This is a genomic window from Fimbriimonadia bacterium, from assembly GCA_039961735.1.
GTDB lineage: Bacteria > Armatimonadota > Fimbriimonadia > Fimbriimonadales > JABRVX01 > JABRVX01.
The window spans coordinates 77,070-88,820 of record JABRVX010000048.1; the positions used below are offsets into that span (position 1 = coordinate 77,070).

Annotated in this window: 11 protein-coding genes and 1 tRNA gene; 9 read left to right on the plus strand and 3 right to left on the minus strand. The window is 63.6% G+C overall.

What is annotated here, in order from left to right; all coding sequences use genetic code 11:
* Positions 1-10: 10 nt before the first annotated feature.
* The 5 genes from hypE (at position 11) to HRF45_11570 (ending at position 5,993) form a co-directional block, all read left to right on the plus strand.
* Entirely contained in the window at positions 11-1,024 is a 1,014-nt protein-coding gene (gene hypE / locus HRF45_11550; GenBank protein MEP0767163.1) for a hydrogenase expression/formation protein HypE, read from the plus strand.
* A gap of 250 nt (positions 1,025-1,274) precedes the next feature.
* Positions 1,275-2,234 carry an aldo/keto reductase family protein gene (locus HRF45_11555; GenBank protein MEP0767164.1) on the plus strand — a complete coding sequence of 320 codons (960 nt, stop codon included), beginning with the start codon at positions 1,275-1,277 and terminating at the stop codon, positions 2,232-2,234.
* Positions 2,235-2,331: 97 nt separating this feature from the next.
* Positions 2,332-3,846 (plus strand): oligosaccharide flippase family protein, encoded by a 1,515-nt coding sequence (locus tag HRF45_11560; protein MEP0767165.1) that lies wholly within the window; start codon positions 2,332-2,334, stop codon positions 3,844-3,846.
* A 26-nt stretch (positions 3,847-3,872) separates the two neighbouring features.
* Complete coding sequence (locus HRF45_11565) at positions 3,873-4,328, plus strand: dTDP-4-dehydrorhamnose 3,5-epimerase family protein (protein ID MEP0767166.1); 456 nt, start codon at positions 3,873-3,875, stop codon at positions 4,326-4,328.
* Positions 4,329-4,343: 15 nt separating this feature from the next.
* The gene (locus tag HRF45_11570) at positions 4,344-5,993 is read left to right on the plus strand and encodes a ribonuclease J (GenBank protein MEP0767167.1); all 1,650 of its coding nucleotides are present in this window, start codon (positions 4,344-4,346) and stop codon (positions 5,991-5,993) included.
* Here HRF45_11570 and HRF45_11575 read toward each other — a convergent pair.
* Positions 5,990-6,661, minus strand: coding sequence for a DUF554 domain-containing protein (locus tag HRF45_11575; GenBank protein ID MEP0767168.1), 672 nt, complete (start codon positions 6,659-6,661; stop codon positions 5,990-5,992). The genes HRF45_11570 and HRF45_11575 overlap by 4 nt on opposite strands.
* A 76-nt stretch (positions 6,662-6,737) precedes the next feature.
* On the opposite strand from HRF45_11575, the gene HRF45_11580 reads away from it, so the two are divergent.
* A complete protein-coding gene (locus HRF45_11580; protein ID MEP0767169.1) occupies positions 6,738-7,421 on the plus strand; it encodes a YggS family pyridoxal phosphate-dependent enzyme in 684 nt (227 codons plus the stop codon).
* Between the two features lie 15 nt (positions 7,422-7,436).
* On the plus strand, positions 7,437-7,865 hold the full coding sequence (locus HRF45_11585) for a cell division protein SepF (protein ID MEP0767170.1): 429 nt from the start codon (positions 7,437-7,439) through the stop codon (positions 7,863-7,865).
* Between the two features lie 544 nt (positions 7,866-8,409).
* Here the strand turns inward: HRF45_11585 and HRF45_11590 are convergent.
* Together HRF45_11590 and HRF45_11595 are read right to left on the minus strand one after the other, a co-directional pair.
* Entirely contained in the window at positions 8,410-8,703 is a 294-nt protein-coding gene (locus HRF45_11590) for a GIY-YIG nuclease family protein (GenBank protein MEP0767171.1), read from the minus strand.
* A 201-nt stretch (positions 8,704-8,904) separates the two neighbouring features.
* The gene (locus tag HRF45_11595; GenBank protein MEP0767172.1) at positions 8,905-10,152 is read right to left on the minus strand and encodes a histidine--tRNA ligase; all 1,248 of its coding nucleotides are present in this window, start codon (positions 10,150-10,152) and stop codon (positions 8,905-8,907) included.
* Between the two features lie 141 nt (positions 10,153-10,293).
* Here HRF45_11595 and HRF45_11600 point away from each other — a divergent pair, with 141 nt between their 5' ends.
* Together HRF45_11600 and HRF45_11605 are read left to right on the plus strand one after the other, a co-directional pair.
* Positions 10,294-11,550: an exo-alpha-sialidase gene (locus HRF45_11600; GenBank protein MEP0767173.1), complete on the plus strand. Its 1,257-nt coding sequence runs from the start codon at positions 10,294-10,296 to the stop codon at positions 11,548-11,550.
* 58 nt (positions 11,551-11,608) lie between these two features.
* A tRNA-Ala gene (locus tag HRF45_11605) sits at positions 11,609-11,684 on the plus strand.
* The last annotated feature ends 67 nt before the right edge of the window (positions 11,685-11,751 follow it).

Genomic DNA, 11,751 nt, shown 5'->3' on the forward strand with positions numbered 1-11,751 from the left:
ACTCGGCAGGATGCGAAACAAGACGGTCACCACCGCGCACGGAAGCGGCGGCAAAGCCTCACGCGAACTGCTGGAGAGCGTATTCCTGCCCCATCTGCCCAGCCGTCTGCTTGCCCCACTGAGCGACCAGGCGCTCCTCCCACGACCCGAAGGCCGTGTGGCTTTCACGACGGATTCGTTCGTGGTAAAGCCGCTCTTCTTCCCCGGAGGCGACATCGGCAAGCTGGCGGTGTGCGGCACGGTGAACGACCTCGCGGTCGGCGGAGCAGTGCCGAACTACCTGGCGTGCTCCTTCATCCTCGAAGAGGGTCTGCCCGTAGCCGACCTGCAACGCGTCGTGCGCTCGTTGGCGGAGACGGCGCGAGAGGCAGGCGTCGAAGTGGTGACCGGCGACACGAAGGTTGTGGAGCGAGGGGCGGCGGACGGGATGTTCATCACCACCACGGGACTGGGCGTGGTGCCCGACGGCTTGGACATAGGCGCGCACCGAATCGAGGTCGGGGACGTGCTGCTGCTCTCGGGGCACCTCGCGGATCACGGCATCACACTCTTCTGTCTGCGAGAGGGGATTGACCTCGCGTCGGATGCGGTGAGCGACTGCGCGCCACTCGGTGAGCTTTGCTCCCGGTTGGTGTCGGCGGCGGGCGACGGCCTGCACGCAATGCGAGACCCGACTCGCGGTGGACTGGCAACCGCTGTGGTGGAAATGGCCAACTCGGCGGGAGTGTCGGTGGAGATGGACGAGGCGGCGATACCCGTGCGAGATGCGGTTCGATCGGCGTGCGAGGTGCTGGGTTTTGACCCGCTGACGGTCGCGAACGAGGGCAAGGTGGTGGCGTTCGTCTCGGAGGACGTGGCGCCTGCGGCGCTGGAGGCGCTTCGCTCGCATCCGCTCGGGCGGGATGCAGCGGTCATCGGGCACGTGGTCCCGAGCCTGGACGGACTGGTGTGGCTGAACACCCCCATCGGCGGGCAGCGCATCGTAGACCTCCCCGCCGGAGAACTCCTGCCAAGGATTTGCTGATCTGCTTGTCACGGGCCGAGGCGGCTCATGCTCCGGCGCAGTCCTTGGGTCGGCGTTGCTAGAGGTAGGCGCAACGCGACGGACGTGGGCCAGGGCGTGAATAGGAAGTTTCGCCGTCCCGGCGGTGCCCTCTGTCCGTTGGGACGCCACGTTGCAACGGCCTCCGAGAACAGAAGACAGGCAGGGATGGAGGGCGCTCCGTCGAAGCGAGTTATGGATTTCGACGGCGCAGTCCGAACTTGGAGGACCCATGGAATATCGCAGGCTGGGTAAGTGGGGAGTTAGGGTGAGCGAGGTTGGCCTAGGGAGTTGGCTGACATTCGGTGGATCGCTGGACGAGGCCAACTCGGAGAAGGTCATACTTCACGCCTACGAAAACGGCATCAACTTCTTCGATACTGCCAACGCCTACTACAAGGGCGCGGCGGAGCAGGTGCTGGGAAAGACGCTGAAAGCCCTTCCGCGCGAGAGTCTCTTCGTGGCGACCAAGGTGTTCTTCCCGATGGACAAGGGGCCCAACGACCGGGGATTGTCGCGCAAGCACGTGTTCGAGCAGTGCCACGCCAGCTTGAAGCGTCTTCAGATGGAGTACATAGACCTCTACCAGTGTCACCGTCCGGACCCCGACACGCCCATCGAGGAGACGGTGGCCGTGATGTCCGACCTCATTCGGCAAGGCAAGATTCTGTACTGGGGCGTAAGTGAGTGGAGGCCCGTGGACATCGCCGATGCCTGCCATCTCGCCCGCCAGATGGGCGGCTACCCCCCAGTCAGCAACCAGCCCATCTACAACATGCTGGAGCGGTACATCGAGGAGCAGGTGATCCCTGTCTCCGAACGCGAGGGGTTGGGCCAGGTTGTCTTCTCGCCTCTCGCACAGGGAGTGCTGACCGGCAAGTATCTGCCCGGCCACGCCCCGCCCGCGGACAGCCGGGCCGCGGACGACAAGTCCAATATCTTCATGGGCAGGCTGCTGGAGCACGACCTGCTGGAAAGGGTGCAGAAGCTGAAGCCGATCGCGTCCGACCTCGGGCTCTCGATGGCTCAGCTGGCCCTGGCATGGTGTCTCCGGCAGCCGAACGTCTCCAGTGTCATCATCGGCGCGACCAAGGTGGAGCAGGTGACAGACAACCTCGGTGCATCTGGTGTCAAACTTTCGGCGGAAGTGCTCCAGCGCATTGATGACGTACTCGGCGTGTGGAAGTCGTGACGGCGGTGCCACGCTGAACCGATTCCGAAGCGCCCGGCCCGAATGCCGGGCGCGAAACTAAGGAGGCAAGCACATTCGACTCGCCCGGCAGGCTCTGATGACCTTCGTGTGGCAGCAGGGCGGCAAGATGTTCGAGATGCTGCTGTTCACGATCATCTCGATCGTGGTCGCTCGGCTGCTGGGACCCGAGAAGTCAGGGGTGTACGCTGCAGTCGGAGCGGTCCAGGGCATCCTCTGTGCTCTGGTTGCCTTCGGGTACGAAGAGTCGCTAACCAACTTCCTGGGCCGATATTCGGACAAGCCAGGGGTCATCTCCTTCATCTTGCGCGAGCTGTTGAAGCGCCGCCTGTTATACGTGTCTCTGGGAATGGGCCTGATGGCTGCGCTTGCCTCCTACGTCACCGCTTCGCAGGGCATCCGCGGCTACGAGTGGGCCGTCCATCTCAGCGCGCTGATGGGTATCGCATCGTCGCTCGGTACCTTCTTCACCTTCACGCTGATCGCGCTATTCGATGTGAAAGTGAACAACGTCATGCGCGCGGTCACTCTGGTCGTCCAGCTGGTCCTCGTGGTGTGGCTGATCAAGGCTGGCTACGGCATCGCGGGGGCCATTTGGTCCTACATCATCGCGATGTCGGTGTACCTGCTGGGCATTGCGTGGCCCGTCGTCCGCCACATGCTGCCGAAGCCGGAGCGCATAGAGATCAAGCCGGTGGTGCGTTTCGGCCTCGGGCTGTGGGTGAATGCGCTCGTAGGGCTGGTTTTGGGCAAACAGCTCGGTCTCATCGTGTTAGGCGCTTTCGGGGTCGAGGAAGCATGGCGCGGCTTTTTCAATGCTGCATTCAACACGCGCGTGCTCGCCGACCAACTGATGCTTGCGGGGTTTGGGGGCACCGCACTGGCGGCAGCCGCTCGATTGGCGGAGAGACAGGGCACCGAAGGGCTGGCGCTAGCTTGGCGGCTGAACGTTAGACTTACGACATTGCTCGCGGTGCCTACGATGGTGTTCTTCATGTTCCAAGCGCCACGGGCGATCCATCTTCTGTTTGGGGAGGCTTTCCTGCCTGCCGCAACGGTGTTCCTCTGGCTTGCCGCGCCTACCGTACTCGCCCGGGCGTACGGTGGCGGGGCGAGCAGCACGGTGATGAGCGCGGGTGGCATGGTGGCACTGGTCGTGAAGCAATACGTTGTCGGCGGAGTGGCGTCCATCGTGCTGAGCGTGCTGGCTGTGTGGCTGGTCCGGCCGTATGGAACGGAAGCTGCGGTCAACGCCCTCGCCCTCGCGATGGGAGTCGCGTTCATCATCACTTCGGGACTCGGGTTCGCGGTGGTGAGGCGCGTGTACGATGTCCGCTTCCCCACGGCCTACACGCTGAAGATCTTCGCCATCTCGGCGCTTGCAGGGGCCTCGACGCTCTGGCTCGGTGGAGGGCGTTCACTGTGGGTTCTGCCGCTCGCCTTACAGTTCATCGTCGTGTTCTATGCACTTGCACGGGTTGTCCGACCGTTCAGTGCCGAGGACTACTCGGTGGCCCAGAAGGCCTCTCGACGGATATCGAAATTCGTGCGGCCGTTGGTCGGGGAGCCGATTCCGGAAGACGAAGAGGGCTAGTCGGTCGCGTGCTATAATCCGTGACGATGATCGAGGGCGTTCGTACCGTGCCGCTGCGGCCCAATGCCGACGAGCGCGGCTTTCTCATGGAACTGCTGCGCAGCGACGACCCGCACTTCCAAAAGTTCGGTCAATGCTATGCATCCCTGAACTACCCCGGCGTGATTCGCGCCTGGCACTGGCACGAGCGACAGACCGACTATTGGGCCGTAGTGAGGGGCATGGTGAAAGCTGCGTGTTTCGATCGTAGACCGCAATCGCCCACCTTCGGCGAGGTGAACGAGTTCTTTCTCGGCGAGCAGAACCCGTGCATGCTCATCATCCCCGAAGGCGTCGCGCACGGCTACAAGACTATCGGCGTGGACCCCTCGCTGCTAATCAACTTCCCGACAGAGCCATACGACCGGCAGAACCCCGACGAGCAGCGGATCCCCTTCGATTCCCCCGAAATCCCCTACGAATGGGAGATCGAGCATCGTTAGCGACCCGGTGAGCGGATGAGCCGACTCGAAGTCATCTCGCTAGGTGGATGCGGCGAGATCGGCAAGAATTGCTTCCTACTGCGCCAGAACGGCTCCATTCTGGTGATTGACTGCGGACTCGCGTTTCCGTCGGACGAGATGTTCGGCGTGGACATCGTCATCCCGGACTTCACCTATTTGTTGGAGAACCGAGAAGAGATTGCCGGCATCATCATCACGCATGGGCACGAAGACCACGTGGGAGCCCTTCCCTACTTGCTCCGCGACCTCGACGTGCCCGTGTACATGAGCCGCTTCACCAAGGTGCTTACCGAGCCCAAGATTCAGGAGAGGCTTAGGGGCAAGAAACGGCGGATCGAGGCCTTCGAGGCAGGCGACGACCTGACAATCGGCCCCTTCGGTGTCGAGACGATTCGGGTGACGCACAGCATTCCGGAAGCCTGCTCGCTGGCAATCCGCACCGAGACGGGGATCGTGTTCCACACCGGCGACTTCAAGTTCGATAACACACCGGTGGACGGACAACTCACCGACTTCGACAAGGTAAGCCGCATCGCGCGTGAAGGGGTTTTGCTGCTGCTTAGCGACTGCACGGGCGTGGAGCGGCCCGGGTGGGGGCCGTCGGAGTCGCACGTGAGCCACACGCTGGAGGAAGTGTTTGCGGAAGCGCCCGGGCGAATCCTAGTTACCACGTTCGCGTCGAATGTCCACCGCGTGCAGCAGGTCGTGGACTGCGCGAGGCTCTATGAGCGCAAGGTGGCCATCGTGGGCCGCCGCATGGAGCAGAACGTGGACGTGAGCATCGCGCACGGCTACCTGCACTTCGACCCCGAGACTCGTATTCGCATCCAGGAAGTGGACCGCTACCCCGACGACCAGGTCGTTATCGTGACTACCGGGGCGCAGGGTGAGCCGCTCTCCGCACTCACTCTGATGGCGCAGGACGAGTACCCGAAGGCGCGCATCAAGCCTGGTGACACGGTGATTATCTCCGCCACACCCATTCCCGGCAACGAGGCGTCCGTGTGGCGCACCGTCAACCGTCTGTTCGCACTCGGCGCGAAGGTAATCTACAGCCACGTCGCGTCCGTCCACGTAACCGGCCATGCGTGCGCCGAGGAACTGAAGATGATGCTCGCGCTCACGCGGCCGCAGTTCGTCGCTCCCGTGCACGGCGAGGCGCGCCATGTAGCGCACTACCGAGAGATGGCGACCGCAATGGGTTATCGCCCCGAGAACATCCTGTCGCTGGACCTAGGCATCCCGCTGGTGTTGGATGGCCAGGGAGCATGGCACGGCGAGCCGATTCCGTGCGGCAGAGTGCTGGTGGATTCCGTTGGCGGCGAGGAAATATCGGAGGACGTGGCGCGTGACCGCAGGCAGCTCGCGAAGGATGGTATCGTGTTCGTGTCGGTCGGAATAGACATCGAGAATGGCGCCATCGTCTCGGGCCCCGACTTCACCGCGCGTGGCCTGGCGTGCGAGGATGAGGATGTGTTCGAAGAGGCTGCCGAAGAGGTCCGCAAAGCCGTCGAGAACCTGAACCTGGCCGAGAGCCGGGACGTGGATGCGGTACAGGCGGAAATCCGCGACCTCACACGACGATTCCTTCGCAAACGCACGCAGCTTCGACCCGTGGTGGTAGCTGTCGTCCTCGAAGCCTAGGGATACCACCGCCGCCGTGCGAGCATCGCAACGGCGAGGGGCGCAAGCAACAGCCCGGGCAACATATCGGCCACTGGAATCTCCTTCAGGCCCAGGATGCGCACGCCCAGCGCGATGAGCATCAGGCCACCGCATGCTGTCAGCTCCTCGATCCGACCCTCTCCTGCGGTGACCTTCGAGAGCGAGCGAGCAGCCAGGGTGAGCGCCCCCTGAACGACCAGCACGGTGGCAGCCGAGAACAGCACACCGACTCCCAACGCCGCCGCGAAGAACAGCGCAGAGATGCCGTCGAAGATGCTCTTCACGAACAAGAGCGGCGACTTGCCCGTCAGCCCGTCCTCGATGCACCCCAGCACCGTCATCGGGCCGACGCAGAACAGCAGGCTGGCCGCGACGAACCCCGCGGCGAAGTTGCCATCGGAGTTGGTGGCGAAATGGCTTTGCAACACCTTGCCGAGGGAGTCGAGACCTGCCTGAACGCCGATCAACGAGCCGAGCAACATTCCGACGAGCGCCGCACCGATGGGGACAACCGGGCTCTTGGTCTCGAGGAACATGCGCACGCCCAAGGCGACGGTGGCGACACCGATCACGTCTCGCACGTTGCTGCCAAGGCTCTCCGGCAACACACCCCGCAGCCCGAGGCCCGCTGCCGTACCAACGAGCACCGTCGCCGTATTCAGATAGGTCCCACGCACGAGCCGGATTGTAGCCCAACCCTATGCTAGACTGAACCGAGCAGATATGAACGCCGTCACCATCGCGCAACGAGTCGCTCAGGTTCGCGAGCGGATCGCCGCAGCGTGCATGCGAGCGGGGCGCGATCCCTCCGATGTAACGATCGTCGCGGCATCCAAGTCTCGAACCCCGGACGAGATACTCGAAGCCTACCGAACGGGCATTCTGGACTTCGGCGAGAACTATTGGCAGGACGCGAGGACCAAAATCGAGGCTTGCCTACCGAACATCCGGTGGCACTTCATCGGGGTGCTGCAGTCCAACAAGGCCAAGTACGTGGCCAGACACTTCCAAGTTCTTCAGTCACTACACTCGTTGGAACTTGCTGTTACTCTGTCCAAGGCGCTGACAGTAGTTGACAAAAAGCTTCAGGTTTTGGTAGAAGTTAACGTAGACCGCGAGCACAGCAAGTCCGGAGTGCCGCCCGAGCAGGCTTTAGAGTTGGCGGCCGAGGTCGGGAGCGTTCCGAGGCTCGAGCTGTGCGGGTTGATGACGATGGGAGCCGCAGGCGTGTCGGAGTCCGAACTACGGACACGGTTTCGGATGATGCGCGCGCTGTTCGAGCAGTTGCCCCCCCAGGGGAGGCGGATTCTCTCCATGGGGATGACATCGGATTACGAAGTGGCCGTCGAGGAAGGCGCCACGATGGTTCGGATCGGAACTGCGATCTTCGGACCGCGGCCGCAGTAACCAGGAGGAACACTCATGGATGAGGTCATTGAACACGAGGAGCGCGGACTACTCAGTAGAGTTAAGCGTCTCTTCCGACGGGAAGATGAGGACGACGAATACGAAGAGGAGCCTTACGAGCTGCCGACTATGGACGGGAAGCGGGGTTTCGGTAAGATGCATCAGCTCCACCCCTACAACGTCTGCGTGAGGATGCACGTGAACTCGTTCGAGGATGCTCGCCAAGCGGCCGACGGGCTGAAGTACGGCGAGCAGCAGATTCTGAACATGCTGGAGACGGAGCCGGGCCTTCGGCAGACAGTTGTGGATTTCCTTTCAGGCGTTGTTTATGCCCAAGAAGGCAGTGTCGAAAAGCTTGCAGAGCACGTGTACCTGTTTGCGCCGCGCCAGGCGGTGGTGGATGTGTCCCCGCCATCGCCCCGCGTGGCGAGCATGAACAACTAGGTAGTCTGATTGGGGGGGGGCACCACTCACCGCCCCCCCGTTCTTCTTTCCTCGGACGCTTCGGACTAGTCGGACGTGCCTCGTCGGCGAAAGCCCAGTGAGCTCCCTGCCCCGGCCCGCGTCCGACGCACTGCAGCCGCAGGCGCCTTAGTCCCTAAGCGTCATCGTGAGGTTCGCCACTCGGCAGGTCACCTCGTACCCATACCACGTCGCAGGTGGTGGTCGTTTCCGCCCAAATGCTTCGAGGCTTTCACGGCCCCGACCCACTCCCAGGCTGGATTCCCGCCTCCGCGGGAATGACGGGGGGGTGCTGGATTCCCGCCTTCGCCGCAGCGAGTAGCCCGCATACTGGATTCCCGCCTTCGCGGGAATGACAATGGCCGTCGAGGGAATAAGAAAAGGGATTCAGACCTTGATTGGTAATTTCCATTTCCGCGAAGGCGGGAATCCAGTAGTCATGGGGCGGTGTCGTCGGACTCACGAGCGGGTGAACCGCCGCCGGCCGCGAACCCGGTGAGTCACGGGAAGGCACCACTTGCCGGAGTCAGCCGGCGATCTCATCGTACAGGTCACGCCAGTCGTGGTTAGCCTCCTCGATCAGCCTCAGCTTCCAGGCCCTGCGCCACTTCTTCAGGTGCTTCTCGCGCGCCAGCGCGTCGCGGATGTCGTCGTACAGCTCGTAGTGCACCAACAGGTGCACACCGTAGCGCTTGGTGAAGCACTCGACGGCATTGGTGCGATGCTCCCACACCCTCCGGACGATGTCGGAGGTGACACCGATGTAGAGGGTGCCATTGCGTCGGCTTGCCATGATGTAGACGGCGGGCTGCTTGCGCATGGACGGCGCCATTGTTCCTCCGAGTGTCTGCCGGATGCCGGGTGGGTGGCACACTGGATTCCCGCCTTCGCGGGAATGACAATGGCCATCGCGGGAATGACAGAACGAGTACGCCGCTCACGCAGTGATTGTCATTCCCGCGAAGGCGGGAATCCAGGGGCCAGCGAACGGACAGCCTGCCCGTGAGTCTGTGGCCAGGCGTCAGCGGCTGAGGGCGGCGACCAGGTCGCAGACCGGTACTTCGGTCTGGGATTGGGCGCGGAGGTCCTTCACGACCACCGCATCGCGCGACCACTCGTCCTCGCCGAGCACCACGGCGAAGCGCGCGCCGGAGCGATCCGCCTGGCGGAACTGGCTCTTCGCGCTGCGGGTCTCGAGGTCCAGGTCCGTCGCGATGCCTGCCTGGCGGAGCTCCGTCGCCAGCTTCAGGGCCCGCGGCCCCATCTCCGCACCGATGGCCACCACGAAGGCGACCGGCGCATCCTGCGCAATCGGGGCAGTCTCGTCCAGCAGCATGAGCGCCCGCTCGATGCCCATCGCCACGCCCACGGCAGGTGTGGACGGGCCGCCGCACAGCTCTACGAGACCATCGTAGCGCCCCCCACCGCACACGCTGTTCTGCGCGCCAAGGCTGCCGCTCACCACCTCGAACACCGTGCGGTTGTAGTAGTCCAGCCCGCGCACCAGCCTCGGCTCGAGCACGCACGCCACTCCGAGGTCTCGCAACAGCGCCAGCAGGGCCTCGAAGTGTTCCCTGCTTTCGGGCTCCAGGTAGTCCTGGATGCTCGGCGCGCCGTTCATGGCCTCGATGCAGTCGGGGTCCTTGCTGTCCAGCAGGCGCAAGGGGTTGTTGCGCATGCGCTCCGCTACGTCTTCGGGTAGCGAAGCGACATAGGGCGCGGCATACGACAGCAGCGCCTCGCGATAGCGTCGTCGGCATTCGGCGTCGCCTAGCGAGTTGAGTCGAAGCTCCAAGTCCTTCAGGCCGAGCGCCTCGTAGAACGCCATCGTGAGCTGTATCACCTCGGCGTCGGCGGCGGGGGAGGCGGCGCCGAACACCTCCAGTCCCACTTGGTGCGCCTGGCGCAGGCGGCCCGCTTGCGGCCTTTCGTAGCGGAAGATGGGTGTGACGTAGAACAGCTTGGTCACCGCTCCCTGGCCACCCAGGTGGTGCTCCACGTAGGCGCGCACGGCCGGCGCGGTGCCCTCCGGCTTCAGCGTAATGCTGCGCCCCCCTTTGTCCAGAAAGGTGTACATTTCCTTCGACACGATGTCCGTGCCTTCGCCCACGCCGCGCACGAATAGCTCGGTGTGCTCGAAAACGGGGGTTCGGATTTCGCCATAACCGTAGAGTCGACACAGGCGTCGGAACGTGTCTTCCACGAAGCGCCAACGGCGCGCTTCGTCGGGTAGAGCGTCCTTCGTGCCTCGGGGTGCGGAGATGTCCATCAGGCTACCTTTCTCGCGCCTCGGGGATGGCGCGCTGGCCCGCAAGCCGCGAGCGCACAAGGAATACCACAACGAAACGTCTTCCGACCGAGATCGGGTATCAGGAAGGGTAGTTCCGACTACGGAACGAAGGAGGCACCCATGCGCTCGGCGGTTGCTGCTGCGTGTATTGCGCTCGTTCTGGGGTCTGCCGCGCATGCCGACCCCGTTATCACCTTCGCCCGTGGGCAGCTCGTGTCGCTCAACTCGGGCGACAGGAATCAGTTCGAACCTTCCATCGCGGCAGACGGCAAGGGCGGCGTGTACATTGCCTGGAAGGACGGGCAGTCGGGTTCCAGCCGCATCCGCTACGCCTACTCGCACGACTACGGCGAGACCTGGTCGCAGGATGCGCTGCTGGAGCATGAAGGCTACAAGTTCCAGAGCGACCCGGTGGTGGTGATTGGGCACGATGGCCGCGTGACCGTGAGCTGGGTGGCCTACAACACCTTCTCCGACACGGCAATCGGGTTCCGGGTATCACGCGACAGGGGTGTGACCTTCGGCGAGCCTTCGCGGCTATCGGTGCCCACGCGCGAGGGCGCAAAAGACTTCTTCGACCGCCAGTGGCACATCGTGAATGGAGACGAGGTGATCACGAGCTACCACGTGGGCAACCGAATCTTCGTGACGCGCTCGGCGGATGGCGGCAAGACGGTGGAAGGGGTGGCGAACCCGGACGGAGACCGACGTGGCGCTCTCTCGGCAGTGCTGGCGCGGTCGCCGGACGGAAAGGTGCACTCCGCATGGCTGCAGTTCGGCCGGCGACCAGCTATTCGCTACAGCCGCTCGGCGGACGGAGGGAAGACGTGGGACACGCCCAGGGACATCGTGCTGATGTATCCGCTGGACTATCGGGGCCGGGCGCAGTGTTTCCCCACGATTGGCGTGGACCCACAGGGGACAATCCACATCGCATGGGCCGAGGGCAAGGGCCGCGACGGGTCGTCGGACAAGGCTGGTGACGTGTACGCGGTGCGGTCCGAGGACGGCGGCGAGACGTGGTCGGCTCCGCTGAAGCTGACGGACGGGGAGGACGCGGACGATGCGTACAAGATACAGCCCTGGTTGGAGGTGGATGCGACGGGACGCGTGCATGTGGTTTGGCTCGAACGGCGGGGGACACACTGGTCGGTACGGTACACGCTGTCCGCGGATGGCGGGAAGAGCTTTTCGCCGACGGTGCCCGTGACGACGCCGCATCTGATCCGGGGGCCGTACCACAGCGACTTCATCGCGGTATGCTCCGATTCGCGGTTCGTGTATGTCGCCGCCCCCATCCCGGTCGGGGGGGTGTATTCGATGAACGTGATGCGGGCGCCCGTGGCGGGGGTGCCTGCCGGCCCGGTAGCACGGTGAACCTGGGTTTCGGTTGACCGAGAATGGGAATGGCGGTACAATACTGTTGCTTCGCGGTGGGGCCATAGCTCAGCTGGGAGAGCGCTTCCATGGCATGGAAGAGGCCACGGGTTCGAATCCCGTTGGCTCCACCACTGCTGAAACCGAGGTATGCCCTTCTTCGTCTACGTCCTGCGCAGCACCCAAACTGATCGACTCTAC